The 27000-nt window shown below is 71.6% G+C and carries 17 protein-coding genes and 1 pseudogene; 12 read left to right on the top strand and 6 right to left on the bottom strand.

The window, feature by feature from the left end; translation table 11 throughout:
• The first annotated feature begins 31 nt into the window (after window positions 1–31).
• Window positions 32–2185, top strand: a complete 2154-nt coding sequence (gene glgX / locus N538_RS0112630) for a glycogen debranching protein GlgX (RefSeq protein WP_028637609.1) — start codon at window positions 32–34, stop codon at window positions 2183–2185.
• Here glgX and N538_RS0112625 read toward each other — a convergent pair whose 3' ends face one another.
• Complete coding sequence (locus N538_RS0112625; protein WP_028637608.1) at window positions 2186–2854, bottom strand: response regulator; 669 nt, start codon at window positions 2852–2854, stop codon at window positions 2186–2188.
• Window positions 2851–4485, bottom strand: a complete 1635-nt coding sequence (locus N538_RS25200) for an ATP-binding protein (protein ID WP_081790454.1) — start codon at window positions 4483–4485, stop codon at window positions 2851–2853. The genes N538_RS0112625 and N538_RS25200 overlap by 4 nt, the downstream gene beginning before the upstream one ends.
• A 132-nt stretch (window positions 4486–4617) precedes the next feature.
• Between N538_RS25200 and N538_RS0112615 the strand changes: the two genes are divergently transcribed.
• Genes N538_RS0112615 through N538_RS0112605 form a run of 3 tightly spaced genes read left to right on the top strand, consistent with a single transcriptional unit; the run spans window position 4618 to window position 7423 of the window.
• The gene (locus N538_RS0112615; RefSeq protein WP_051549241.1) at window positions 4618–5469 is read left to right on the top strand and encodes an ABC transporter ATP-binding protein; all 852 of its coding nucleotides are present in this window, start codon (window positions 4618–4620) and stop codon (window positions 5467–5469) included.
• The gene (locus tag N538_RS0112610) at window positions 5459–6343 is read left to right on the top strand and encodes an ABC transporter permease (protein WP_028637606.1); all 885 of its coding nucleotides are present in this window, start codon (window positions 5459–5461) and stop codon (window positions 6341–6343) included. Before N538_RS0112615 ends, N538_RS0112610 begins: the two co-directional genes overlap by 11 nt.
• A 39-nt stretch (window positions 6344–6382) precedes the next feature.
• The gene (locus N538_RS0112605) at window positions 6383–7423 is read left to right on the top strand and encodes an ABC transporter substrate-binding protein (protein WP_028637605.1); all 1041 of its coding nucleotides are present in this window, start codon (window positions 6383–6385) and stop codon (window positions 7421–7423) included.
• Window positions 7424–7478: 55 nt separating this feature from the next.
• Here the strand turns inward: N538_RS0112605 and glgP are convergent, their stop codons facing one another.
• Window positions 7479–10064 carry an alpha-glucan family phosphorylase gene (gene glgP / locus N538_RS0112600; protein WP_028637604.1) on the bottom strand — a complete coding sequence of 862 codons (2586 nt, stop codon included), beginning with the start codon at window positions 10062–10064 and terminating at the stop codon, window positions 7479–7481.
• Window positions 10065–10159: 95 nt separating this feature from the next.
• On the opposite strand from glgP, the gene N538_RS0112595 reads away from it, so the two are divergent.
• The 7 genes from N538_RS0112595 to N538_RS29300 all read left to right on the top strand — a co-directional run bounded on the left by N538_RS0112595 (window position 10160) and on the right by N538_RS29300 (window position 23012).
• Window positions 10160–13588, top strand: coding sequence for a M36 family metallopeptidase (locus N538_RS0112595; RefSeq protein ID WP_028637603.1), 3429 nt, complete (start codon window positions 10160–10162; stop codon window positions 13586–13588).
• Window positions 13589–14152: 564 nt separating this feature from the next.
• Window positions 14153–16150 (top strand): alpha-1,4-glucan--maltose-1-phosphate maltosyltransferase, encoded by a 1998-nt coding sequence (locus N538_RS0112590; RefSeq protein ID WP_028637602.1) that lies wholly within the window; start codon window positions 14153–14155, stop codon window positions 16148–16150.
• Entirely contained in the window at window positions 16147–17865 is a 1719-nt protein-coding gene (treS, locus tag N538_RS0112585; RefSeq protein ID WP_028637601.1) for a maltose alpha-D-glucosyltransferase, read from the top strand. Before N538_RS0112590 ends, treS begins: the two co-directional genes overlap by 4 nt.
• Complete coding sequence (locus N538_RS0112580) at window positions 17862–19313, top strand: maltokinase N-terminal cap-like domain-containing protein (RefSeq protein WP_051549240.1); 1452 nt, start codon at window positions 17862–17864, stop codon at window positions 19311–19313. The genes treS and N538_RS0112580 overlap by 4 nt, the downstream gene beginning before the upstream one ends.
• Entirely contained in the window at window positions 19313–21505 is a 2193-nt protein-coding gene (gene glgB, locus N538_RS0112575; protein WP_036570399.1) for a 1,4-alpha-glucan branching protein GlgB, read from the top strand. Before N538_RS0112580 ends, glgB begins: the two co-directional genes overlap by 1 nt.
• Window positions 21506–21643: 138 nt before the next feature.
• Window positions 21644–22405: an NUDIX hydrolase gene (locus N538_RS0112570; RefSeq protein ID WP_028637598.1), complete on the top strand. Its 762-nt coding sequence runs from the start codon at window positions 21644–21646 to the stop codon at window positions 22403–22405.
• A 97-nt stretch (window positions 22406–22502) separates the two neighbouring features.
• A complete protein-coding gene (locus N538_RS29300) occupies window positions 22503–23012 on the top strand; it encodes a hypothetical protein (protein WP_269320336.1) in 510 nt (169 codons plus the stop codon).
• Window positions 23013–23045: 33 nt separating this feature from the next.
• Here N538_RS29300 and N538_RS25195 read toward each other — a convergent pair.
• Window positions 23046–23936 (bottom strand): annotated as a pseudogene (locus N538_RS25195) (EamA family transporter); the annotation flags it as partial.
• A 6-nt stretch (window positions 23937–23942) separates the two neighbouring features.
• Here N538_RS25195 and N538_RS0112555 point away from each other — a divergent pair.
• Window positions 23943–24857: a LysR family transcriptional regulator gene (locus N538_RS0112555; protein ID WP_028637596.1), complete on the top strand. Its 915-nt coding sequence runs from the start codon at window positions 23943–23945 to the stop codon at window positions 24855–24857.
• Here N538_RS0112555 and N538_RS0112550 read toward each other — a convergent pair.
• Complete coding sequence (locus N538_RS0112550) at window positions 24820–25740, bottom strand: tetratricopeptide repeat protein (protein WP_028637595.1); 921 nt, start codon at window positions 25738–25740, stop codon at window positions 24820–24822. The two genes, N538_RS0112555 and N538_RS0112550, sit on opposite strands and share 38 nt — an antisense overlap.
• Window positions 25741–25772: 32 nt before the next feature.
• The gene (locus N538_RS0112545) at window positions 25773–26981 is read right to left on the bottom strand and encodes an acetyl-CoA hydrolase/transferase family protein (protein ID WP_028637594.1); all 1209 of its coding nucleotides are present in this window, start codon (window positions 26979–26981) and stop codon (window positions 25773–25775) included.
• Window positions 26982–27000 lie beyond the last annotated feature (19 nt).

Raw genomic sequence — 27000 nt, 5'->3', positions numbered from 1 at the left:
ATTGTGCCGGTGATCGTGAACAATGGGGCGGGTGACCCCCGGACTCTGGCGTACCCGCGGCGAGCGGGCCCCGGTGTGGCCCGGGCAGAACTGGCCCCTCGGCGCGACCTGGTCCGCCGAGGCGACGAACTTCGCGGTGCACGCGCCGCGCGCAACCGCGGCCTGGGTGTGCCTCTTCGACGACGACGGCGTCGAGGAGCGGCACCGGCTGACCGAGCAGACGCTGGGCATCTGGCACGGCGCGATCCCCGGCGTACGGCCCGGCACGGCGTACGGCTTCCGCGCGGCGGGGCCGTGGGACCCCGAGCAGGGCCTCCGGTTCAACATGAACAAGCTGCTGCTGGACCCGTTCGCCAAGGCGGTCTCCGGCGGCCTCACGGTCGATCCCGCGATCTTCGGGTACGTCACGGGCGAGCCGGAGCGGATGAGCAGGGCGGACTCCGCGCCGTACGTCCCGCGCAGCATCGTCGTGGACGACCAGTTCGACTGGGGCGAGGACCAGCCGCTGCGGTACCGCTGGCGCGACAGCGTCATCTACGAGCTGCACGTCAAGGGCATGACCGCGCTGCACGACCGGGTGCCCGAGGAGCTGCGGGGGACGTACGCCGGGCTCGCGACCCCGGCCGTGACCGACTACCTGCGCGACTTCGGGATCACGGCCGTCGAGCTGTTGCCCGTGCACCAGTTCGTGTCCGAGCCGGCGCTGGTCGAGCTCGGGCTGACCAACTACTGGGGCTACAACTCGATCGGCTACTTCGCCCCGCACAACGCCTACGCGGCCTCCGGCGACCGTGGCGAGCAGGTCACGGAGTTCAAGCAGATGGTGAAGGCGTTCCACGAGGCCGGGCTCGAGGTGATCCTCGACGTCGTCTACAACCACACCGCCGAGGCGGGCGCCCTCGGCCCGACGCTGTCGTTCCGCGGCCTCGACGACCGCGGCTTCTACTGCCGGGCGGGCGACGCCGGACCCGGGGCGCCGGCGCAGGACACGTACTGGGACGTGACGGGCTGTGGCAACACCGTCGACGCGTCGAACCCCTTCGCGCTGCGGCTGATCCTGGACTCGCTGCGGTACTGGGTGACCGAGATGCACGTCGACGGGTTCCGCTTCGACCTGATGTCGGCGCTGACCAGGGTGCACCACCGGGTCGACATGGACAACCACCTGCTGATGGGGATCGGCCAGGACCCGGTGCTGCGACACGTGAAGCTGATCGCGGAGCCGTGGGACGCCTCGATGGACGGCTACCGGGTCGGCGAGTTCCCGCCGCCGTGGGTGGAGTGGAACGACCAGTACCGCGACGAGATCCGGGACTTCTGGCGCAACCACTCCTCGGGCATCCGCACCGTCGCAACCCGGCTGGCGGGCTCCTCCGACCTGTACCTCGACGACGGGCGCTCGCCGTACGCCTCGATCAACTTCGTGACCGCGCACGACGGGTTCACGATGCGCGATCTGGTGTCCTACGAGCAGAAGCGCAACGAGGCCAACGGCGAGGACAACCGCGACGGCACCGACAACAACCGGTCGTGGAACCACGGGGCCGAGGGCGAGACCGACGACCCCGCGCTCCTCGCCGTACGCCGTCGTCAGGCCGCGAACATGATGGCGACGCTCTGCCTGTCCAACGGCGTGCCGATGATCACCGCCGGCGACGAGCGCGGACGGACCCAGCGCGGCAACAACAACGCCTATGCGCAGGACAACGAGGTGTCCTGGATCGACTGGCGTCCGGACGACGCGTGGCTGGACGTGTACGAGATCACCAAGACCGCGCTCCGGCTGCGGCGCGAGCACCCCGCGCTGCGGCAACGGCACTGGTTCGAGGGGCGGCCGACGATCCGGGGCGGCGCCAAGGACCTCGCCTGGCTGCACCCCTCCGGGCGCGAGATGACCGGCGACGACTGGCACGACCCGAACCTGCGCGCGATCGGCATGTTCGTCTCCGGCGACCCGCTGCGCGCTCCCGGACCACGCGGTGAGCAGGAGGTGGACCGGTCGTTCATGCTCTGGTTCAACTCCGACTGGCATCCGCAGAAGATCGCGATGCCCGAGAACGACTGGGTCCAGGCCGGCGAGGTCGTGCTCTCCACCGACGTCGAGCTCCCCGTCGGCACCCACATCAAGGCCGGCGATGGGCTCTCCATCGGCCGCCGTACCGTCGTCGTCCTCCGCGAGGCCTGACTAGCGGCTGCCGAGCCACTCGAAGCAGTGCTCCGGGCGGCCGGTCGTGCCGTAGCGCAGGGTCAGCCGGACCCGCCCGTCGCGGGCGAGGTCGGAGAGGTAGCGCTGGGCGGTCGCGCGGGAGACGCCGGTCGCCTCGGCCACGTCGGCGGCCGTGACCGCGTCCGCCGACCGGCGCAGCACGTCGACGATCGCCTCGCCGGTCACAGGCGAGCGTCCCTTGCGGGCCGTCGCCACAGGGGTGTCGGCGGTGCGGAGTGCCTGGAGGGCCCGGTCGATGCCCGCCTGGTCGAGGTGGACGTCGGCCTGCAGGGACCGCCAGAACCGCTCGAACGCCTGCAGCCGCTCGACGAGGACCGCCGGCGCGAACGGCTTGAGCACGTAGTTCACCGCTCCCCTGGCGATGGCCGCCCGGACCGTGGCGGCGTCCTCGGCGGCGCTCACCACGATGACGGCGGCGTCGATCCGCCGCAGCACGCTGGTCCCGGGCGCGTCGGGAAGGTACTCGTCGAGCAGGACGAGGTCGGGGGCGAGCTCGCCGGCCAGCCGCACCGCGTCGGCGGCGTCGTGGGCGATCCCCACGACCTCGAAGCCCGGGACCGAGGCGACGTACGCCGCATGCAGCTGCGCCACCCGGAAGTCGTCGTCCACCACGAGCACCCTGATCACCGGCTACCTCCGGGTTCGTCGGCCGTGCCCACCCCGAGGCGGGCGACCAGCGCGCGCGCGATCCGGGCCTCGAACACGGCGCCGTGGTCGGCGCCGCCGGCGTCGGCGAGCCGGACGTCGCCACCGGTCCCCCGGGCGACGTGGCGGGCGAGCGCCAGGCCGAGGCCGTGGCCGGCCGCGTCGTCCTTGGTCGTGAAGCCGTGGGCGAAGACCCGGTCCCCTGCCTCGGCGGGCACGCCGGCTCCGCTGTCGGCGACCTGCACCACCAGGTCGTCCCCGTCGCTCACCAGCGTCACCTCGACCAGCGCCGGCCGCCGGGCGCCGTCCGCGGCGGCGCGCACCGCGTTGTCGAGCAGGTTGGCGAGGACCGTCACGGTGTCCAGGGGCTGGGTGAGCCGCCCCTCGACCCAGGACGTGTCCGTGACCTCGAGCCGCACCCCGGCCTCCGTCGCCGCCGCCGACTTCGCGGCCAGGAGCCCGGCCAGGTAGGGATCGTCCACGCCCGTGACCCAGGTCTGGCTCTCGCTGAGCGAGGCCAGGTAGCGCCCGGCCTCCTCGACGTCGCCGTGGTGCAGCATCCCGGTCAGGACGTGCAGCCGGTTGCTGTGCTCATGGGCCTGGGCGCGCAGCGCGTCGGTGAGGGCGCGCGTCGACTCCAGCTCGCGCGCCAGCTGGTCGAGGTCGGACCGGTCGCGGAGGATCAGCACGGTCCCGAGGTCGCGCTGGTCCCGTTGGACCGGCACCCGGGTGACCAGCACGGCCCGCCCGCCGACGAGCCGGAGCGCACCGGCCGGCGCGGGCTCCTCGATCAGGAGCATGCGCACGTCGTCCCCCACCCCGGTCTCCGCGAGCGGGACCCCGCGCGGCAGGGGACAGCCGACGAGCCGGGCGGCCTCGGCGTTGCTGACGCTCACGCGCCCGCGCGGGTCGACCGCGAGCACGCCGTCGCGCACGCCTCCGAGGACGGCGGCGTGCTCGCGCACCAGGTCGGCCATCTCCTCCGGCTCCAGGCCCAGCGTGCTGCGCCGCAGCCGGCGCGACAGCAGTACGGCCCCGACCAGGCCGAGGGCCAGCGGGGCCAGGGCGACGAAGGCCAGCAGGGTCGCCAGCCTGTGGGACGCCGCGTCGATCTCGGCGATGTCGATGCCGACGCTGACCTCACCGACGACGTCGCCGGTGTCGTCGCGCAGCGGCACCTTGCCCCGTGCCGAGCGCCCGAGCGTGCCCTGCTCCACGGTGACCACTTCACGACCGGACAGCGCGGCATCGGGGCTGGTGCTGACCCGCTGGCCGATCTCACCGGGCGTCGGGTGGCTGTAGCGGATGCCGCGGTCGTCGGTCACCACGACGTACAGCGCCCCGGTGGCGCGACGTACCCGTTCGGCGTCCCGCTGGACGGGCCCTGAGGCGCGGGGCTGCGACCGGGCGACCTGCTGGGCCAGGCCCGGCTCGGCGGCCACGCTCCGCGCGATCGCGAGCGCGCGCTGCTCGTACTCGGACTCGAGGTCCCGCCGGAGCACCGCGGCGGTCGCCGCCCAGGCGGCGACGAGGACCAGCACCAGCAGCACCCCGAACGCCACCAGCGCCTGGGTGCTCAGCGCCAGGCGACGTCCCGGCAACGGCGTTCGCACCCGGAGAGAGTACGGCGCGGTGGCTTCCGGAGCGCCGTGAGAAGAATGCGCAGAACGTTGTTTGTGTCGGGTTCGACGACAACGATCGCAAGGCTGGTGACGGCCGTCACGCGACGCCTACGGTCCCCGGCCATGACCGACATCACATCTCGCCGCGATCCCCACGCCCCCGGCGTCCCGGGCGTCCCGGCGATCTCATTGCGCGGGGCGACCAAGCGCTTCGCCACCAAGGACGGCAGCGCGTTCACCGCCATCCGGGACGTGACACTCGACGTGGCCCCGGGCGAGTTCGTCGCCGTCGTCGGGCCCACCGGGTGCGGCAAGTCCACGACCCTGTCCCTCGTCTCCGGCCTCGAGCCGGCCTCGGTCGGCACCGTCGAGGTCGCGGGGCAGCCGGTCGAGGGGATCCCGGACGGCGTGGGCTACATGTTCCAGGCAGACGCGGTGCTGCCGTGGAAGAACGTGCTCGACAACGTCGCGCTCGGCCTGCGGTACCGCGGCCTGCGACGTGCCGACGCCGAGGCCCGCGCCCGTGACTGGATCAACCGCGTCGGGCTCGGCGGCTTCGAGGACCGCTACCCGCACCAGCTCTCCGGCGGGATGCGGAAGCGGGTCGCGATGGCGCAGACCCTCATCACGGAGCCGACCGTGCTGCTGCTCGACGAGCCGTTCGGGGCGCTCGACGTCCAGACCCGCGAGCTCATGCAGGACGAGCTCCTCACCCTCTGGTCGGGGTCCGGCGCCGCGTGCGTGTTCGTGACCCACGACCTGACCGAGGCCATCAGCCTCGCGGACCGCGTGGTCGTGATGACCGCCGGGCCGGCGACCGTCAAGGACGTCGTGACCGTCGACCTCCCCCGTCCGCGCCGGGTCGAGGAGATCCGGCTCACCCCCGAGTTCATCCAGCTCTACAAGCGCATCTGGGACAGCTTGCGCGAGGAAGTGGAGATCACCCGTGCGAGAGGAGCCTCCCGTGTCGCTTGACACCCAGACCCGACCAACAGCCGAGCCCCAGCAGGTGCCGGCGCCGAGCCCGACCTTCCGACTCTTCCGCAGCCGCGCGTCGCGGCGCCGGTCGACGGTGGCGCTCGTGCGGGTGCTGCTCATCGTCGTGTGGCTCGCCTCGTGGGAGCTCGCGGCTCGCACGGTGATCGACCCGTTCTACTACTCGATGCCGAGCCAGATCTGGGACCGCCTGGTCGACTGGTTCACCGAGGGCACCTCGATGGGCTCGATCTGGTCGAACATGGCGGTCACCCTCGAGGAGGCGGTGCTCGGCTTCGTGATCGGCACGTTCGCCGGCGTCGTCCTGGGCATCGTCCTCGGCCGGGCGCGCTTCCTCTCCGACGTGCTCGCGCCGTTCATCAAGGGTGCCAACGCCATCCCGCGCATCGTGCTGGCGTCGCTGTTCGTCATCTGGTTCGGCCTCGGCATGAGCTCGAAGGTCGCGACGGCGTTCGTGCTGGTCTTCTTCGCGGTGTTCTTCAACTCGTTCCAGGGAGCGCGCGAGGTCGACAAGGTGCTCGTCGACAACGCCCGGATCCTGGGCGCGAGCCGCTGGGCGATGATGCGCACCGTCATCCTGCCGAGCGCGACCTCCTGGATCCTCGCCAGCATGCACGTCGCCTTCGGCTTCGCGCTGATCGGCGCGATCGTCGGCGAGTTCACCGGGGCCGACCAGGGCCTCGGCCTCCTCATCAACCACGCGCAGGGCAACTTCGACGCCGCAGGCATCTACGCCGGCATGTTGATCGTCACCGTCCTCGCCCTCGGCGCCGAGTGGCTCATCACCCGCCTCGAGCAGCGCCTCACCTCGTGGCGCCCGCCGTCCGGCTCCGAGCTCGCCCGCGACCTCTGACCTCACCCCATTTCCGTCCCACCCCCAAGGAGTACTCCCATGCGCACCACCCCTCGCCGCGTCCTCGCCGCCTCGATCGCCACCGCCTCGGTCGCGGCCGCCCTGACGGGCTGCCGCGGCGCCGCGGCCGACGACGACGCGTCGGCCACCCCGAACGTCTCGATCATGGTCGGCGGCATCGACAAGGTGATCTACCTGCCGGCCATGCTCACCGAGCGGCTCGGCTACTTCGACGACGCCGGCGTCGACGTCGACCTCAAGACCGAGCCCTCGGGCGCGAGCGCCGAGAACGTCATGCTCGCCGGCAAGGTGGACGGCGTCGTCGGCTTCTACGACCACACGATCGCCCTCCAGGCGCAGGACAAGTGCGTGGAGAGCGTGGTCCAGCTGGCCAAGGTGCCAGGCGAGGCGGAGGTGGTCGCCACCTCGTCCGACAGCGTCGGGAGCGCCGCCGACTTCGGAGGCAAGAAGCTCGGCGTGACGTCCCCGGGCTCGTCCACCGACTACCTGACGCAGTACCTCGCCACGAAGAACGGCGTGGACACGTCGGACTACTCGACCGTCACCGCCGGCGCCGGCTCGACGTTCATCGCCGCACTCCAGAACGGCGGGATCGACGCGGGCATGACCACGGACCCGACGATCGCGACCGCGGTCGACAAGGGCCTCGGCAAGGTCCTCATCGACATGCGCACGGAGGAGGGCACCAAGGCCGCGCTCGGCGGGCTCTATCCCGCGGCGTCGCTCTACATGACCTGCGACTACGTCGAGCAGAACCCGAAGACCGTGCAGAAGCTGGCCGACGCGTTCGTGCGGACCATGCAGTGGATCAGCACCCACGACGCCGCCGAGATCGCCGCCGAGATGCCGGCGGACTACGCCGGCGGCGACCCGGAGCTGTACGTGCAGTCGATCAAGGACTCCTCGCCGATGTTCACGACCGACGGCCGGATGCCCGAGGGCGGACCGGAGACCGTCCTCGACGTCCTCGGCACGTTCTCCGACACGGTGAAGGCCAAGAAGGACGACATCGACCTGTCGAAGACCTACACCACGGAGTTCGTCGACAACGCCGGCTGACCCGGAACGCGGCCGAGTCGGCGCAGTCTCAGCTGAGACTGCGCCGACTCGGCGTTCACGGCAGGGCGACCACGCCGAGCTCGGCGGGCGAGGCCAGGAGATCGTTGCGCGGGATGACGCGGACCGTGTAGCCGAACGAGCCGGAGTGGTCGAGGACGTGCTCGCCGTCGAACCGGTGCCGCCCGCCCTCGTAGGACTCGGCGACGTGGAGCGACTCGATCGCGGCGTCGAGCAGGTCGTCATCGCCGTTGCTGCGGCCGTGGACGAGCTGCACCTCCACGTCGTCGGGCGACAGGGAGCCGAGCGCGACGAACGCGCGGACGCTCATGATGTCGCCGACCTCGGGGGCGTCACCGACGCCGCTGCTCTCGACGTGCTCGACGCGGACACCCGGCCAGCCCGAGCGCACCTTCTTCTTCCAGGCCGCGAGCTCGGTGGCGCCGGCGTAGTCGGAGTTGAGGCGGTGCGCGGTGGTCGCAGCCGGGGCGTAGAGCTTTCGCACGTAGTCGCGAACCATGCGGGTCGCGAGCACCTTCGGGCCGAGCGACTTCAGCGTGTGCCGGGTCATCTCCAGCCAGCGGGTAGGTACGCCGTCGGCGTCGAGGTCGTAGAAGCGCGGGGCCACGTCGTTCTCGATCAGGTCGTAGAGCGCGTGCGCCTCGAGGTCGTCACGGTGGTCGGCGTCCTCGACGCCGTCGGCGGTGGGGATCGCCCAGCCGTTGTCCCCGTCGTACCACTCGTCCCACCAGCCGTCGAGCACCGACAGGTTCAGGCCGCCGTTCAGCGCGGCCTTCATGCCCGACGTGCCGCAGGCCTCGTACGGCCGCAGCGGGTTGTTGAGCCACACGTCGCAGCCGGGGTAGAGCGGCTGCGCCATCGCGATGTCGTAGTTGGGCAGGAAGACGATGCGGTGCCGGATCTCGGGGTCGTCGGAGAGCCGCACGATGTCCTGGATCAGCTTCTTGCCGCCGTCGTCGGCCGGGTGCGCCTTGCCGGCGATCACCAGCTGGATCGGGCGCTCGGGGTGCAGCAGCAGGCTCTTGAGCCGCGCCGGGTCGCGCATCATCAGCGTCAGTCGCTTGTACGACGCGGCCCGTCGCGCGAAGCCGATCGTGAGCACGTCGGGGTCGAGCGCGTTGTCGGTCCACGCGAGCTCGGCCGTGGCCGCGCCGCGCTCCTCCCACGAGCGGCGCAGCCGCTTCCGCGCGTCGGCGACGAGGCGCTCGCGCAGCACCCGCTTGGTCGCCCACACCTGGTCGCCCGGGACCTTGTCCACGGCCGCCCAGAACGCGTCGACGTCGTCGGAGTCGCGCTCGGCACCCTGGCCGGCCGCGAGGTCGAACATCTCGCGTGCCACCCAGGTCGGGGCGTGCACGCCGTTCGTGATCGACCCGATCGGCACCTCGGCCTCGTCGAAGGCCGGCCACAGGCCGCTGAACATGCCGCGGCTGACGTGGCCGTGCAGCCGCGAGACGCCGTTCGCACGCTGGGCGAGCCGGAAGCCCATCACCGCCATGTTGAAGACCGAAGTGTCACCGCCCTCGTAGTCCTCGGCGCCGAGGGCGAGGATCCGCTCCACGGGTACGCCGGGCACCGGTCCCGCGTCGCTGAAGTACTGCTCGACCAGGGTCCGCGGGAACCGGTCGATGCCGGCCGGCACCGGGGTGTGCGTGGTGAAGACGGTCGACGCGCGGCCGACCTCGAGCGCGGTGTCGAGGTCGAGCTTCGGGCCGCCCTCGGCGACCGTCAGCTCGCGGATCCGCTCCAGCCCGAGGAAGCCGGCGTGGCCCTCGTTGGTGTGGAACACCTCCGGCGCAGGGTGGCCGGTGATCCGGCAGTACGCGCGGATCGCCCGCACCCCGCCGATGCCGAGCAGCAGCTCCTGGCGCAGCCGGTGCTCGCTGGTGCCGCCGTAGAGCCGGTCGGTCACCTCGCGGTAGTGGTCGGGGTTGGCCTCGACGTCGGTGTCGAGCATCAGCAGCGGGACCCGCCCGACGCTGGCGACCCAGATCCGCGCCTGCAGGTCGGGGCCGCCCGGGAGCGCCAGCGAGATCATCGCCCGCTCGCCGTTCTCCTCGCGGAGCAGCGAGATCGGGAGCCCGTCGGGGTCCAGGACCGGATAGGTCTCCTGCTGCCAGCCCTCGCGGGAGAGCGCCTGCTTGAAGTAGCCGTGCCGGTAGAGCAGACCGACGCCGAGGATCGGTACGCCGAGGTCGCTGGCCGCCTTCAGATGGTCACCGGCCAGGATGCCGAGGCCGCCGGAGTACTGCGGCAGCACCGCGGTGATGCCGAATTCCGGCGAGAAGTACGCGATCGCGCGCGGCACGTCCTCGCCGGCCGCCTGGCGGCGCTGGTACCAGCGCTCGCCGGTCAGGTAGCGGCTCAGGCTGTCGCGCGCGGCAGCGAGCATCGACAGGAACTCCTCGGACCGGGCCAGGTCGTTGAGCCGCTGCGGCCCGACCGCGCCGAGGAGCCGCACCGGGTCACGCCCGGTGGACTCCCACAGGTCGGGGTCGACGTACTCGAACACGTCCTGCGACTCGGGGTGCCACGACCAGCGCAGGTTGCCGGCGAGATCGCCCAGCGCGGCGAGCGCCGGGGGCAGGACGGGACGGACGGTGAATCGACGAATGGCACGCACGGAGCGGACGCTACCCCGCTTGCCTTGGAACGATCAAAGTGTGGGCCGCGGAGCGGTTCACATAACGAACCCCCCTGTCCGGCGTTGGCCCGGGCATGACCCGCTACCGCGTCGCCGCGCTGGGCCTCCTGACCGTCACCCTGGTCCCGGGCCTCGCGCAGCTCCCCGCCCTCGCCACGAGCGCCACCGCCGCCACCGCCACCGCCGCCACCCAGCCGACCCACGCGACCCCTCGGCCACTGGGGAGCCTCGCCGACCCGGTCGCCGGCCTCACCGACCTCGACGCGCGCGGCACCGTCCTTCCGACGGCGACCCAGCGCTCCGCCGCCGCGGCGCTCGGCGCGGTTGACCTGCGGTGGAACCAGTTCGGCACGCCGGCCTCGATCCTCCCTGCCGACGGCGTGCTCGCCCGCGCGACGTCCGCCGACCCGGTCGCCGCGGCGCGCGCCTGGCTGCACGACAACGCGGCCGTGTTCGGCCTCACCGCCGCGCAGGCGGACGGGCTCGAGCTCGTCAACAGCCAGCAGCTCGCGCAGAGCCCCGCCCGCGCGGTGCTGTTCCGCCAGCGGTTCGGCGACCTGACGCCCGCCCTCGACAGCATGGTCACCGTCGGCGTCGCGCACGGGGAGATCGCCTATGCCTCCTCGTCGATCGCCAAGGCGGACGGCGCTCCCCCGGCGGCCACGCTGACCCCGGTGCAGGCCTTCGTGAAGGCAGCCGCGAACGTCGGCCGCGACCTCGACGCCGGCACCATCGCCGACATCACCAGCAAGGTCACCGGGGGCTGGACCCGGCTGACCGTCCCGGGCTTCGCCCAGCAGCAGCTGGTCCGTGAACGCGCGCTCGCGATGGCGGACGGCACCGTGCGCCCGGTGTTCGAGACCGACGTGCTGGACGTCGCCAGGGGCTCCGCCTTCGCCTACACCCTGATGGTCGACGGCGTCACCGGCGCGATCCTGCACCGGCAGAACCAGGCCGAGAGCAACAACGACGTCTACCCGTTCCAGGGCGAGGTGACCGCGACCGAGTGCGGACCCAAGCACGAGTTCGAGCTCACCGACGACAACACCAGGCAGATCGTCGCGGTCGCGGCGATGGCGAACACCGCCGACGACATCGAGGTCAAGATCTTCTCCCCCGGCGGCGACCTGCTCGTCTCCGGCGACCTGGGCACCAGCCCCGAGACCGCGACGTACGCCGCGGACTCGATCCCGAAGGGCATCTACACGATGCAGGTATGCCCCTTCGCCGACCCGACGGCGCCCTTCCTGCCGCCGGGCAACTACGTCGCGAGCGTCACCTCGAGCGACACCGCAGGCCCCTCGACCGGCGACACCGGGTTCGACCCGAAGTGGCGCTACTTCACCGCCAACCCGACCCTCGACTACTCCCCCGACACCACGCCGAAGAACACCGTCATCGGCTGCTGGGTCCCCGGTGACGGCTGCACCACGCCCACCGGCCCGTTCCGCAACGTCGCCGCGCCCGGGCCGTGGGACACCCTCGCCGGCAGCGGGATCGGCACCATGACCACGGTCGGCAACAACGCCGACACCCACGAGGCCTGGGCGAATCCCCTCGCCCCGGGCGGCACCGCGCAGGCGCCGGTCTCTCCGACCCGTGAGTACACGACCGAGTTCACGGACGCCTGGAACAACTCCCGGTGCGACCCCACCCAGCTGCACCCCGGCGGCAACGACATCGACGCCACGGTGACGAACCTGTTCGTCGCGCACAACCGGATGCACGACTTCTCGTACTACCTCGGCTTCACGGAGGCGAACTACAACCTCCAGGCCAGCAACCTCGGCCGGGGTGGCGTCGAGGGCGACCAGGAGACCGGCAACGCCCAGGCCGGCGCGCTCACCGGCGGCAACCCGTCGTACCTCGGCCGGGACAACGCGAACCAGATCACGCTGCAGGACGGCGTGCCCGGCATCACGAACCAGTACCTCTTCCAGCCGATCGCCGGCGCGTTCTACGCCCCGTGCGTCGACGGCGCCCTCGACATGGGCATCGTCGGCCACGAGTACACCCATGCGATCAGCAACCGGATGATCGGCGGCCCCGACGAGAGCATCACGTCCGCCCAGGGCGGCGCGATGGGCGAGTCGTGGGGCGACCTGACCGCCGGCGAGTACATGTTCAGCCACGGCTACCGCAACGGCGGCAACCCCTGGGCCGTCGGCGTCTACGCCACCGGCAACAAGTCGGTCGCCATCCGCGACTACGCCATCAATCACAACCCGCTGAACTACTCCGACGTCGGCTACGACGTCACGGGCGACGAGGTGCACGCGGACGGCGAGATCTGGAACGGCACCAACTGGACCGTCCGCCAGGCCCTGGTCAAGAAGTACGACGCGAGGTTCCCGTACGACGACCGGGCGCTCCAGCTCCGCTGCGCCCAGGCCAAGGCGGACCAGACGCCGCTGCCCGCCAACCAGTGCCCGGGCAACCGCCGCTGGATCCAGCTGGTCTTCGATGCGTTCCTGCTCCAGCAGGGCGCGACCTCGATGCTGGACGCCCGTGACGCCATGATCGCGGCCGACCAGATGCGCTTCGGCGGCAAGGACAAGAAGGTCCTCTGGGATGCGTTCGCCCGGCGCGGCATGGGCATGGGCGCCTCGACGCCGAACGCCGACTCGGGCAACACGAACCCGAGCTTCAGGTCGCCGACGTCGAAGAACGCCGTCGTGAGGTTCGCCGGCAACCGGGCCGGAAAGATCTACGTCGGCCACTTCGAGGCCCGCGCGACGCCGGTCGCCGACACCTCGGCGAAGACCAGGAAGCTGGGCAACACGGTGAGCCTCACGCCGGGCCGCTACGAGATGCTCGCCGTCTCGAAGTCGCGGGGCTTCAAGCGGTTCCACCTCACGGTGATGGCCGGCCAGCACAGGACCATCCACCTGAGGACGCCGAGGAACCTGGCCTCGCAGAAGAACGGAGCCGAGGTCCTCGGCACCACGGACGGCTCGCTGAACGCCGGGTCGCTCATCGACGGCACCGAGCGCACCGCCTGGGGCGGCGTCACCACCGGCGACGTGGACGCGACGCACCCGTACGTCGCGGTCGACCTGGCCGGCGGTGTGCACACCGTCCGCCGGGTGCAGGTCAGCGCGATGCTCACCCCGGCGCCGGCCGACGGCACGGAGGTGCCGCTCGCGAAGGATCCCGACCCCGACTCGGGCTCACGGTTCACGGCGCTGCGGAAGTTCGCGCTCGAGGCCTGCGTCAAGAGCTGCGGTGGCGCGCACGCGACGTGGAAGCGGTTCTACGTCTCCCCCGGCAACGCGTTCCCGGCGGTCCGGCCGCGGCCGGTCGCCCCGAACCTGACCCTCCGCTCGTTCGCCGTCCCAGCGACGAGGGCGGCCGCGATCCGGTTCGTGGTGCTCGAGAACCAGTGCACGGGGTTCGCCGGGTACGCCGGTGAGCAGGACAACGACCCGACCGCCCCGACCGACTGCAAGACCGGGTCGGACCGCGGCACGATCGTGCACGCAGCCGAGCTGCAGGTGTTCTGAGCTGCCTTCGTCGCCCGAGCGTGCTCGGGCGACGAAGTGCCAGCAGCCAGGTCGAGTAGCCGCGCGACCGACGAAGGAGGTCGCGACCGGCGTATCGAGACCGCGACAGGTGACGGGGGCCTCGATACGCCGCCTCGTCCCTCGGCGGCCACTCGACCACCGACCGTGCCGCCGCGCGACCGACGAAGGAGGTCGCGACCGGCGTATCGAGACCTCGACCGTTACGGGGGGTCTCGATACGCCGCCTCGTCCCTCGGCGGCCACTCGACCACCGACCGTGCCACCGCGCGACCGACGAAGGAGGTCGCGACCGACGTATCGAGACCTCGACCGTGACGGGGGTCTCGATACGCCGCCTCGTCCCTCGGCGGCCACTCGACCACCGATCACCGTGCGCACGTAGACCGCCGCCTCGTCCCTCGGCGGCCACTCGACCACCGACCGGGCTGCCGCCGCGTCCCCCGGGGCTCGACCACCGATCACCAGTCGGACAGACCGGTTTCCGACCAGCGCCGACGGGTACGCGGTACCCGTTGCCCACGCACGCTCGCTAGGTTGGAGATCATGGTCGGACGCATCCCCATCATGAACGTCGCGCCGTTGGTGGACCTGGGGCGACAGCCCGCGAAGGCGACCGTCGGCGAGCCGTTCCCGGTGACCGCGACGGTGTTCCGCGAGGGCCACGACTTGCTCGGCGCCGAGGTCGTGCTCATCGGCCCCGGCGGGCAACGTCGCCCCCCGGTGCGGATGACCAAGCACGCCGAGGTCCCGGACCTGTACGAGGCCTGGGTGACGCCCGACGCCGAGGGCCCGTGGACCTTCGAGGTCGTCGCCTGGTCCGACCCGCTGTCCACCTGGCAGCACCACGCGGCGCTCAAGGTGCCCGCCGGCGTGGACGTCGAGCTGATGTTCCTCGAGGGCACGCTGCTGCTCGATCGGGTGCTCGCCTCGCTGGACCCGCGCGACCCGTCCTCGGCCGACGCCGCCCAGGTCCTGCAGGGCGCGATCGACGCGGCCCGGGACACCGAGCGGCCGGCCGCGGCCCGGCTCGCGGTCCTCGAGTCGCCCGAGGTGACCGGCATCCTGCGCACCCACCCGATCCGGGAGCTCCTGACCGTCGAGGGCCCGTACCCGGCGTACGCCGACCGGGCGCGCGCGCTGTTCAGCAGCTGGTACGAGTTCTTCCCCCGCTCCGAGGGCGCCGTCAAGGACCCGAAGACAGGGGCGGTCACCAGCGGCAGCTTCCAGACCGCCGCCAAGCGCCTCGACGCGGTCGCCTCGATGGGCTTCGACGTCATCTACCTCCCGCCGATCCACCCGATCGGCGAGGTGAACCGCAAGGGCCGCAACAACACCCTTCATCCCGAGCCCCAGGACACCGGCTCGCCGTGGGCGATCGGCTCGAAGGACGGCGGTCACGACGCGATCCACCCCGACCTCGGGACCTTCGAGGACTTCGACGCCTTCGTCGCCCGGGCCCGCGACCTCGGCCTGGAGGTGGCGATCGACCTGGCGCTCCAGGCCGCGCCGGACCACCCCTGGGTGACCAGCCACCCCGAGTGGTTCACCACCCGGGCGGACGGCACCATCGCGTACGCCGAGAACCCGCCCAAGAAGTACCAGGACATCTACCCGGTCAACTTCGACAACGACCCCAGCGGCATCTGCCAGGAGGTGCTGCGGATCGTCCGGCTCTGGATGTCGCACGGCGTCCGGATCTTCCGCGTCGACAACCCGCACACGAAGCCGGTGGCGTTCTGGGAGTGGTTGCTGAAGGAGGTCCGGCGCACCGACCCCGACGTGCTCTTCCTGTCCGAGGCCTTCACCCGGCCGGCGATGATGCGGGCGCTCGGGGCGGTCGGCTTCCACCAGAGCTACACCTACTTCACCTGGCGGACCGCGAAGTGGGAGCTCGAGGAGTACCTCCGCGAGGTGTCCCACGAGTCCGACCACCTGATGCGGCCGAACTTCTTCGTCAACACCCCGGACATCCTCCACGCGTTCCTGCAGTACGGCGGGCCGGCCGCGTTCAAGATCCGCGCCACGATCGCCGCGACGGGGTCACCGAGCTGGGGCGTGTACGCCGGCTACGAGCTGTACGAGCACGTGGCGGTCCGGCCGGGGAGCGAGGAGTACCTCGACTCGGAGAAGTACCAGATCCGGATCCGCGACTGGGACGCGGCTGACCGCGAGGGTCGCACGCTCGCGCCGTACCTCACCCGGCTCAACGAGATCCGCCGCGCCCACCCGGCGCTCCAGCTGCTGCGCAACGTCAGCATCCACTGGAGCGACGACGAGAACGTGCTGGTGTTCTCGAAGCGACACACGCTGCCCGGCGGGGCGGACGACGTCGTCATCGTGGTGGTGAACGTCGACCCGCACGCCACCCGCGAGACGACGGTGCACCTGGACATGACCGCGCTCGGCCTGACCGAGCACGAGTCGTTCATCGCGCACGACGAGATCACCGGCAGCGAGTGGAACTGGGGCGCGCACAACTACGTGCGCCTCGACCCGTTCCACGAGCCGGCCCACATCCTCAGCGTGAGGAGGCCCCGATGACCGGAGCGGACACGGTGAAGCCCCTGAACAGCACGCCGGAGTGGTTCAAGACCGCGGTCTTCTACGAGGTCCTGGTCCGTGCGTTCCGCGACTCCAACGCCGACGGCACCGGCGACTTCCGCGGGCTGGTCGAGAAGCTCGACTACCTGGAGTGGCTCGGCGTCGACTGCCTCTGGATCCCGCCGTTCTTCCCGAGCCCGCTGCGCGACGACGGGTACGACGTCGCGGACTTCACCGGCGTGCACCCGGAGATCGGGACCATCGACGACTTCCGCTACTTCCTGGGCGAGGCGCACAAGCGCGGCATCCGGGTGATCATCGACTTCGTCATGAACCACACGAGCGACCAGCACGAGTGGTTCCAGCAGTCGCGGTCGGACCCGGACGGGCCGTACGGCGACTTCTACGTCTGGTCCGACACCGACGAGCTCTACCAGGAGGCGCGGATCATCTTCGTCGACACCGAGCCGTCGAACTGGACGTGGGACCCGGTCCGCCAGCAGTACTTCTGGCACCGGTTCTTCTCCCACCAGCCGGACCTCAACTTCGACAACCCGAAGGTGCACGAGGCGATCCTCGACGCGATCCGCTTCTGGCTCGACATGGGCATGGACGGGTTCCGGCTCGACGCGGTGCCGTACCTCTACGAGCGGCCGGGCACCAACGGCGAGAACCTCCCCGAGACCCACGACTTCCTGCGCAAGGTGCGCAAGGTCGTCGACGACGAGTACCCCGGCCGGGTCCTGCTCTGCGAGGCCAACCAGTGGCCCGAGGACGTCGTGGAGTACTTCGGCGACTTCGAGGCCGGCGGTGACGAGTGCCACATGGCCTTCCACTTCCCGGTGATGCCGCGCATCTTCATGTCGGTGCGGCGGGAGTCGCGGTTCCCGATCTCGGAGATCCTCGAGCAGACACCGCCGATCCCCGACTCCTGCCAGTGGGGCATCTTCCTGCGCAACCACGACGAGCTCACCCTCGAGATGGTGACCGACGAGGACCGCGACTACATGTGGGGCGAGTACGCCAAGGACCCGCGCATGAAGGCCAACATCGGCATCCGCCGGCGGCTCGCCCCGCTGCTGGACAACGACATGAACCAGATGGAGCTCTTCAACGCGCTCCTGCTCTCGCTGCCCGGGTCACCGGTCCTCTACTACGGCGACGAGATCGGGATGGGCGACAACATCTGGCTCGGTGACCGCGACGGCGTGCGCACCCCGATGCAGTGGACGGCCGACCGCAACGCCGGCTTCTCGTCCGCGACCCCGGGCAAGCTGGACCGACCAGTGATCCAGGACCCGGTTTTCGGGTACCAGTCGGTCAATGTCGAGGCCCAGCTGGAGAACTCCTCGTCGCTCCTGCACTGGACGCGGCGGATGATCCACACGCGCCGCAACCACCCGGCCTTCGGCCTGGGCGAGTTCCACGACCTCGGCGGGTCGAACCCGTCGGTCCTGTCCTACGTGCGCGAGCACGTCACCGAGGACGGCCAGGAGGACCTCATCCTCTGCGTCAACAACCTGTCCCGGTTCCCGCAGCCGGTCGAGCTCGACCTGCGCAGGTACGAGGGGCGGCGCCCGGTCGAGCTCCTCGGCGGCGTGCCGTTCCCCGAGATCGGCGAGCTGCCGTACCTCCTGACCCTGGCCGGCTACGGGTTCTACTGGTTCCGGCTGACCGCCGCTCCTGCGACCACCGAAGAGGGGCTGCTGCTGTGACGGCACAGACGGTCGGGCCCGACCCCGACGTGTTCGAGCGATACCTGGAGCGCACGCGCTGGTTCGGCGGCAAGGGCCGACCGTTCCGGATCGCCGGCGTACGCCGCATCGGCGAGGTGCCGTGCGCGGGCGAGAAGGACCCGAGCGTGGTCATCGACCTGGTCGAGGTCGCCTACGAGGACGCGGAGGGCGGCTCGGAGGTCTACCAGGTCCCGATCGCGTTCTACGAGAACCCCGAGACCCGCCTGGACCATGCGTTCATCGGCTGGTGGGAGGAGCCGTCGTACGGCTGGGTGCACGCCTACGACGCGCTCCACGACCGCGAGGCGATGGGATGCTGGCTGCGTTCGTTCGCCCAGGCCGCCGGCGAGCCCGGTGGCAACCTGAACGACGAGAGCGGCCTGCGGTTCCACCGGCTGCCCGGCTACGAGCTCGACCTCGAGACGCACTCGACGCTCTTCTCCGGCGAGCAGTCCAACTCCTCGGTGGCGTACGGCGACGACGCCCTGATGAAGGTGTTCCGCAAGATCACCCCGGGCGTGAACCCGGACATCAGCGTCCACGAGGTGCTGACCCGAGCCGGCTCCGACCACATCGCCGCGCTCTACGGCTGGCTGGACTGGGTCGACGGGGACCCGACGAGCCAGGGCGCGGGCGGCTCCGGCACCACCGTGCAGCTCGCGATGCTGCAGCAGTTCCTCCGAACCGCCAGCGACGGGTGGGACCTGGCGCTGGCCAGCGCCCGCAACCTGTTCGCCGAGGGCGACCTGCACGCCAACGAGGCCGGCGGCGACTTCGCCGCCGAGGCCGAGCGGCTCGGCGTCGCGCTGCGCGAGGTGCACACGGTGCTCGCCGAGCACTTCCCGGTCGAGCGCCTGGACGCCGCCGCCGTCGGCGAGCTCGCCGACGGCATGGACGCGCGGCTCGACAACGCCCTCACCGTCGTGGCGGGGCTCGCGCCGTACGAAGCGGGGCTGCGCGCGGCGTACTCCCGGCTCCGCGACATCGACGGCATGGAGGTCCAGCAGATCCACGGGGACCTGCACCTCGGCCAGACCCTGCGCACCAGCCTCGGCTGGAAGATCGTCGACTTCGAGGGCGAGCCCGCGAAGCCGCTCGCCGAGCGGCTGCGGCCCGACTCCACGTGGCGCGACGTCGCCGGGATGCTGCGCTCCTTCGACTACGTGCCGCACGTGGTGGAGCGGCAGTTCGCCGAGGACCAGCCCGAGGGCGTCGACCAGCGCGCCTACCGGGCCGAGGAGTGGGCGCACCGCAACCGCAACCACTTCCTCACGGCATACGCCGAGGGCGGGCTGGACGACGAGGAGCGCGTGCTCCTCGACGCCTACGTCGCCGACAAGGCCGTGTACGAGACCGTGTACGAGACCCGCAACCGTCCGACCTGGGTGGGCATCCCGCTCGAGGCCGTGGCGAGGATCGGAGCCTGATGACCGCGAAGCTCCTGGACGTGTCCCCAGCCGAGCTCACGCAGGTGGTGCGCGGCGAGCACGGCAACCCGCACGGAGTCCTCGGCCCGCACCCGCACGACGGCGGGGTGACGGTCCGGGTGCTCAGGCCGCTCGCCTCCCGGGTCGTGGTGCGCTGGGACGGCGGAGAGGCGGAGCTGACCCACGAGCACGAAGGCATCTGGTCCGGCGTGCTGCCGGTCCCGGACGTGCCGGACTACCGGCTCGCGGTCAGCTACGGACCCGACGAGCACGTCACCGACGACCCGTACCGCTTCCTCCCGACCCTCGGCGAGATGGACCTGCACCTGATCAACGAGGGCCGGCACGAGCAGCTGTGGGACGTCCTCGGCGCCCGCGTGCACCACTACCCCGGGGCCCTCGAGCCGGTGACCGGCACGTCGTTCGCCGTCTGGGCGCCGAACGCCCGGGCGATCCGGCTCAAGGCCGACTTCAACAGCTGGGACGGCCGCGAGCACCCGATGCGCCAGCTCGGCACCTCCGGGGTGTGGGAGCTCTTCGTGCCGGGCGTCGGCACCGGTGCGGCGTACAAGTACGTCATCCTCGGCCCCGACGGCGAGTGGCGCGAGAAGGCCGACCCGATGGCGTTCTGGGCCGAGCAGCCCGCCGACACGGCGTCCAGGATCTTCGAGTCCTCCTACTCCTGGGGCGACGACGCGTGGCTGCGCGAGCGTGCGTCGAGGCAGCCGGTCGCCGAGCCGATGAGCGTCTACGAGATGCACCTCGGGTCCTGGAAGAAGCACCCCGACGGCCGCTACTGGTCGTGGGCCGAGCTCGCCGACGACCTCCCGGCGTACGTCGCCGGCCTGGGCTTCACCCACGTCGAGCTGATGCCGGTGATGCAGCATCCGTTCGGCGGGTCGTGGGGCTATCACGTGACGTCGTACTTCGCGCCGGACTCGCGGTTCGGCGACCCCGACGGCTTCCGGCTCCTCGTCGACCGCCTGCACCAGGCCGGGGTCGGCGTGATCCTGGACTGGGTGCCCGGCCACTTCGCGACCGACGAGTGGGCGCTGGCCCGGTTCGACGGCACGCCGCTCTATGAGGACCCGAACCCGCAGCGCGGCTGGCACAAGGAGTGGGGCTCGCACATCTTCAACTTCGGCCGGCCCGAGGTGCGGAACTTCCTGTACGCCAACGCGCTCTACTGGCTCGAGGAGTTCCACGCGGACGGGCTCCGGGTCGACGGCGTCGCGTCGATGCTCTACCTCGACTACGCGCGGGAGGAGGGCGAGTGGTCGCCGAACATCCACGGCGGCCACGAGAACCTCGAGGCCGTGCAGTTCCTCCAGGAGATGAACGCGACCGTCTACAAGCGGGTCCCCGGCGTCACCACCATCGCCGAGGAGTCGACGTCCTGGCCGGGCGTCACCCGCTCGACCGACAGCGACGGCCTCGGCTTCGGCTTCAAGTGGAACATGGGCTGGATGCACGACTCGCTGGACTACCTGTCGCACGAGCCGATCTACCGCGCATATCACCACGGCGAGCTGACGTTCTCGCTGGTCTACGCATTCTCCGAGAACTTCGTGCTCCCGCTCAGCCACGACGAGGTCGTGCACGGGAAGGGCTCGCTGCTGCGCAAGATGCCCGGCGACCGCTGGCAGCAGCTCGCGAACGTGCGCGCCTACCTGGCCTACATGTGGGCGCACCCGGGCAAGCAGCTGACGTTCATGGGCATCGAGCTCGGCCAGGAGTCCGAGTGGGCGGAGTCGCGCGAGCTCGACTGGTGGCTGCTGGACCACCCCGAGCACCGCGGCGTGCAGTCGCTCGTGCGCGACCTGAACGCGGCGTACGTCGCCTCCCCGGCGCTGTGGAGCCGGGACGGTGACCCCGGCGGCTTCCAGTGGATCGACGCCAACGACGCCGGGCGGAACCTCTTCACCTGGGTGCGCCACGGCCGCGACGGGGAGCCCGACGTGGCGTGCGTCGCGAACTTCGCCGCGGTGCCGCACGACGACTACCGGCTCGGCCTGCCCGCGGCCGGTGAGTGGGAGGAGATCGTGAACACCGACGCCGAGGCGTACTCCGGCTCGGGCGTCGGCAACTTCGGCGCGATCACGGCCGTCCCCGGCGAGTGGTCCGGCCAGCCCGCACACGCGACCATCGTCGTACCCCCGCTGGCGACGGTGTGGTTCCGGCGGCGGGTGTGAACGCAGCGGGTTTCTCCGGCTGACCGGAGAAACCCGCCCGACACGCCGGCACCGTACGGCGTGTCGGTCGGGTTTCGGCGGACAACCCCGAGCCGGACATGCTCGGCCGGCCGAGCCGCGATCGTTAGAGTTCTGTCCGTGACCCAGCCGACCACCACCGTGACGACCGTCGCGGAGGGAATCGCCCGGATCAGCTGGACCGCCGACGACCCGGTCGACGTCGTACGCCACGAGGTCGCAGCCGCGCTCGTCGACCACGCGCGCGTCGAGGCCCTGGTCGATCCGGAGGACGAGGCCGCGCAGCGCACCGCCACCTGGTCGGGCCTGCGCCGCGAGGGCGTGATGCGCGGCGTCACGGTCGCGGGCGAGACGGTGGACCGGATCGTGTACGCGCGGCTGGCCACCGACGTACCGGTGCACGAGCCGGAAGGGTTCCGGGCGCTGCTGAACTCGTTCCTCCCGCGCAAGCGCGCGATCAGCCAGCTGCTGCTCCGCACGCCGGACGCCCGGGTGCTGCTCTGCCAGCTCACCTACAAGCAGGACTGGGACCTCCCCGGCGGCGTCGTCGAGGTCGGCGAGTCCCCCCACGTCGCCGTCGCCCGCGAGGTCGAGGAGGAGCTGGGATTGACCCTGCCCGCCGGACGCCTGCTGCTCACCGACTGGCTACCGCCGTGGAGCGGCTGGGACGACGCGCTGTGCCTGGTCTTCGACGGCGGCGTCCACGACCCCGCTCTCCTGGACTCCGTGGTGCGGCAGACCCGCGAGATCCGGTCCGCGGAGTTCTGCACCGCCGAGCAGGTCGCCGAGCGGTGCGCGGACTTCACCGCGCGACGGGTCGCGGCCGCCATGGCGAACGTCGACGGCGCCGGCCCGGCGTACACGGAGTCCGGCCGCCCCTGACGCCGAGTCGGCGCAATCTCAGTGCCGAGTCGGCGCTGTCTCAGCTGAGACAGCGCCGACTCGGCATGGACTTGACCCCGCGTGCAACGATGATTACATGATTACTGAAGAGATGAAGGAGCGCGTGACGGGCTGGTTCGCCGGCCGGCTCCCGGCGGACTGGCAACCCGCCGACGTCATGGTCGACCGTGAGGAGATCACGGTCGTGCTGACGATCGCCGACGCCGAGCCCCAGGGCTCGGACGCGGCACTGGCCGAGGCGCGCTCGGGTCGCGCGTCGGCGTTCCGGGAGGACAGCCGCGAGCAGCGGATGGAGATCGCGCAGGAGGCGCAGCACCGGTTCGAGCGCAAGGTCTCGTGGGGCGTGGCCGTCGGCGAGCACCGCGAGCTGTGGACCCACGTCTCCGCACCGGTGATGACCCGGCTGCGCCAGCCCCAGCGACTGGTGCTCGACACCCTGGTCGACGCCGGGGTGGCGCGGTCACGCTCCGATGCGCTCGCCTGGTGCGTCCGGCTCGTCGGGCAGCACGAGGGCGACTGGCTGGCCGAGCTCCGGCAGGCCATGGGCGCCGTCGCCGACGTCCGCGCCAAGGGGCCGGCGGCCTAGCCCCCACCGAGGAGGCCGCATCGCGACGAGCACGCCGGCGACCAGCACCAGGCCGCCGGCGAGCTCGGCGCCGTTCGGCCGCTGGTCGAGCAGCGTCCAGGCCGAGGCCATCGCGACGACCGGGGCCAGCAGCACCCACGGCACCACCGAGGACGACGGGTTGCGCGACAGCAGCGTGTTGAACACGCCGTACCCGACCAGCGAGGCGAGCCCGGCGGTGTAGAGCGTCGAGAGGGCGGCCTGCCAGGAGAACGACGCCAGCGCGTCGCCCACCGCCGCCGGCCCGTCGACCGCGAGCGAGAGCGCGAGCAGCGGAACCGGCACCACGACCGCCGACCAGACGGTCAGCGACAGCCCTCCGCGTACGCCGGAGGAGCGGCTGATCACGTTGCCGATCCCCCACGACAGCGCGGCGAGCACGCAGAGCGCGAGGGCGGTCGCGGTGATGTTCCCGCCCCGCCCGACCGCGACGACGGCGAGGCCGACCGTGCCGATCAGCACACCGGCGACCTGCGCGGGGGTCGGCAGCTCGCGCAGCACCCCAGCGGCGATGAGGATCGTGAAGATCACCTGGGCCTGGAGCACCAGCGCGGCCAGGCCGGGCGGCATGCCGGCGTCCATCGAGACGTACAGGAAGCCGAACTGGCCCAGCGACATGAACACCCCGACCGCGGCGACCACCCGCCACGGTGCGTCCGGTCGCGCGACGAAGAAGACGGCCGGCACGACCACGAACGTGAACCGGATCGCCGCGAACAGCAGCGGCGGGATGCCCGCCATGCCCCAGTCGATCACCACGAAGTTGAAGCCCCAGATCGAGGCGACCAGAGCGGCCAGGAGGGAGTCGCGGCGGTTCACGGGTCCACGGTGCCGGGAACGACCGTGAAGCACCAGCGAATGATCCTGCACGGATCGATGTAGCATCGCTGCATGATCGACCTCGCGGCCCTGGCCAGCCTCCGGGCCGTCGACACCCACGGCTCGGTCGTCGCGGCGGCCGACGCGCTCGGCTTCACGCCCAGCGCGGTATCTCAGCAGGTGAAGCGGCTGGAGAAGCAGACCGGCGTCCCGTTGCTGGAGCGGGTGGGCCGCGGCGTGATGCTCACCGACCACGGTCGCCATCTCGTCGACGCCGGCGGCCGGCTGCTCGCCGATCTCGAGGAGGTCGAGTCCACGCTGCACCGGCGAGCCGGCGCCGTGGCCGGCCGGCTGCGGCTGACGGCGTTCTCGACCGCGATGCGCGGGCTGGTCGCACCCGTCGTGCGCGCGCTGCGCGATGCCCACCCCGACCTCGCCCTGTCGCTGACCGAGCGGGAGCCCTGGGACACCGTCGACCTGGTCGGGTCCGGCCAGAGCGACCTCGGCGTCGTGCACCGATGGGGAGACGTGCCGATCGCGATCCCCGACCACCTGCTGGCGACCGTGGTCGCCCGCGACGTCGCGGACGTGGTCGTGCACCGCACCCACCGACTGGCCGACCGGTCGGCGGTGACCCCGCACGACCTCGTCGACGAGGACTGGATCGCCACCCCGGAGGGCACGATCTGCCGCCAGTGGCTGACCCGGATGTACGCCGGCACCGGCCGGCTCCCCCGCATCGCCCACACCGCGATGGAGTTCGACTCCCACCTCGCGCTCGTGCGCGCGGGGCTCGGCATCGCACTGGTGCCCCGGCTGGGCCGCCAGCCGCTCGGCGTCGAGCTGGTCGGCGTACCGGCGCACGACCCCGAGCCGACCCGCGACGTGATCGCCGTCCACCGGCGCAGCATGGCGGACTCCCCCGCGGTGCTCGCCGTGCTCGACGCCCTCAGAAGAGAGCAGACGCCAGGTTCTGCCGGCCCTTGAGCACCCGCGGGTCGTCGTTCCCGACGGCCGCGAACAGCCCGAGCAGGTGCTCACGCGCCCTGTCCCGGTCGTCGCCGGCGGTACGACGGACCAGCCCGACCAGCCGGTCGAACGCGTCCTCGACGTGGCCGCCGAGCAGGTCCAGGTCCGCGACCATCGTCTGGGCGTCGACGTCGTCGGGGCTCGCGGCCGCGGCCTCCCGTGCGGCGTCGAGGTCGACGCCCTGGGTGCGCTGCAGCACCTTCGCCATCGCCAGGCCGGCGGCGGCCTCGGCGTCGGCCGGGTTGGCGTCCACGAGCTTCTGATACTCCGCGACCGCCCGGTCGACGTCACCGTCGCCGAGCGCGTCCTGCGCCGCGGCGTACCGCGGGTCGACCAGCTCCTCGCCGTCGTGGCCCGCGGCGCCGCCGACGTGCCGCGGCTGGTGCCGGCCGGCGACGCCGTTGACCGTGAGCTGCTGCATCACCTGGGTGAGCTGGACGCGCAGCTGATCGAGCGGCAGCACCTCCTGGAACAGCGGCGCCGGACGGCCGTCGAGGACCGCGACGACCAGCGGGATCGACGGGATCTGCATGGCCTGGGCGATCTGCGGAGTCTCGTCGATGTCCACGAGGCCCACGAGGAAGCGGCCCTCGAACTCGCCGGACAGCGTCTCCAGGTCGCGCGCGAGGTCGGCGCTCTCGGCCATCCGCGTCGGCGAGTAGAACACCAGGAACACCGGCGCCGTGGTGGAGGCCTCGATCGTCGACTGGAAGTTCTCCTCCGTCACGACGACGGCGTACGACGAGCCCGCGGAGGCCGCGGCGGGCGCGGCGCCCGGCGCGGCGCCGGACAGGCCCGAGAGGTCGACGGCGCCGGGGCGGGAGAACGGCTGCTGGCTCATGCGACCAATCCTAGGGAGGTCCGGTCGGGTCCTCACATCAGACCCAGCGCCACGGCCTCCTCGCGCAGCTCCTCGCGGACGCTGGGGTGGGCGGCATGCTCGATGAGCTGCCTGGCCTGCTCCCGCTGGTCGCGGCCGTAGAGCTCGGCCACCCCCTGCTCGGTGACCACTGCCGTCATCTGGAACGACGTCACGGGCTCGTCGACCAGCGGCACGATCGTCGAGCAGTCGGCCTTGGGGTGCCAAGAGCGCATCGCGATGAAGGCCTGTCCGCCCTCGCTGTGCATCGCGCCGACGAAGAAGTCGGTCTGACCCCCGAAGCCGGAGTGGATCCGAGCGCTGATCCGGGAGGCGTTGGCCTGGCCGAAGAGGTCGACCTGGAGGGCGGTGTTGACGCTGACCATGCGCTGGTTCCGGGCGATCCTGGCCGGGCTGTTGGTGACCTCCGTGCGGCGCATCAGGATCCGCTCGTTGTCGTCCGCCCACGCCAGCAGCTCGGGTGAGCCGAAGAGGAAGGACGCCGCGATCGGCACGGTCCGGTCCAGGGCGCCGACCTTCTCGAGCGCGAGGACGCTGTCGGAGAACATCTCGGTCCAGACCCGTAGCCCGCTGCGGCTGGTCAGTCCGTGCAACGTCGCGTCGGGTACGGCGCCGATACCGGCCTGCAGCGTCGACCCGTCACTCACGCGTTCGGCGACCAGGGCGCCGATGCGGGCGGAGTGCTCGTCGATGACGCTCGCCGGCGCGCTCGGGAGTGGGGCGTCCGCCTCCACCAGCACGTCGACGAGGTCGAGGTCGAGCAGCGCATCGCCGTACGTCCACGGCATCTGGTCGTTCACCTGGGCGACCACCAGTCCGCCCCTCCGCCTGGCGGCCTCGATCGCGGCCGGCAGCACGTTCACCTCCACCCCGAGCGACACCTGGCCGTCGCGCGGCCGGCTGGTGTGCAGCACGACCAGGTCCGGAGGGAGCGCGGTGCCGAACAGCTTCGGCACCATCGAGAGCCGGGAGGGCAGGTACGACAGCCGCCCGCTGCGGCGCTGGCCCGGCCCGACGAACGACGTCTCGAGCACCACGCCGTCGCGGTCGGGCAGGCCGGGCTGCCCGTTGAGCGCCCAGAGCCGGTAGGAGTCGAGGGCCTCGTCGACGAGACCGAGGGTGTGCCACGGGGTCGCGTGGTTCCCGGTCACGACCACTCGGGGGTCGGCGGGCAGGGCGGCCAGGGCGTGCGCGAGGTCCACGCCCCGATTCCACCAGACC

This window comes from Nocardioides sp. URHA0032, from assembly GCF_000620645.1.
Classification (GTDB): Bacteria; Actinomycetota; Actinomycetes; order Propionibacteriales; family Nocardioidaceae; genus Nocardioides.
Note: the sequence above shows the minus strand (reverse complement) of the source record. Positions and strands in the feature narration are given on the sequence as shown.

Excerpts from the sequence above, each read along its gene's own strand:
- N538_RS0112615 (WP_051549241.1), top strand. The coding sequence starts at position 4,618 with ATGACCGACATCACATCTCGCCGCGATCCCCACGCCCCCGGCGTCCCG.
- N538_RS0112605 (WP_028637605.1), top strand. The coding sequence starts at position 6,383 with ATGCGCACCACCCCTCGCCGCGTCCTCGCCGCCTCGATCGCCACCGCC.
- N538_RS0112595 (WP_028637603.1), top strand. The coding sequence starts at position 10,160 with ATGACCCGCTACCGCGTCGCCGCGCTGGGCCTCCTGACCGTCACCCTG.
- N538_RS0112590 (WP_028637602.1), top strand. The coding sequence starts at position 14,153 with ATGGTCGGACGCATCCCCATCATGAACGTCGCGCCGTTGGTGGACCTG.
- treS (WP_028637601.1), top strand. The coding sequence starts at position 16,147 with ATGACCGGAGCGGACACGGTGAAGCCCCTGAACAGCACGCCGGAGTGG.
- glgB (WP_036570399.1), top strand. The coding sequence starts at position 19,313 with ATGACCGCGAAGCTCCTGGACGTGTCCCCAGCCGAGCTCACGCAGGTG.
- N538_RS29300 (WP_269320336.1), top strand. The coding sequence starts at position 22,503 with ATGATTACTGAAGAGATGAAGGAGCGCGTGACGGGCTGGTTCGCCGGC.
- N538_RS0112555 (WP_028637596.1), top strand. The coding sequence starts at position 23,943 with ATGATCGACCTCGCGGCCCTGGCCAGCCTCCGGGCCGTCGACACCCAC.
- N538_RS0112550 (WP_028637595.1), bottom strand. The coding sequence starts at position 25,740 with ATGAGCCAGCAGCCGTTCTCCCGCCCCGGCGCCGTCGACCTCTCGGGC.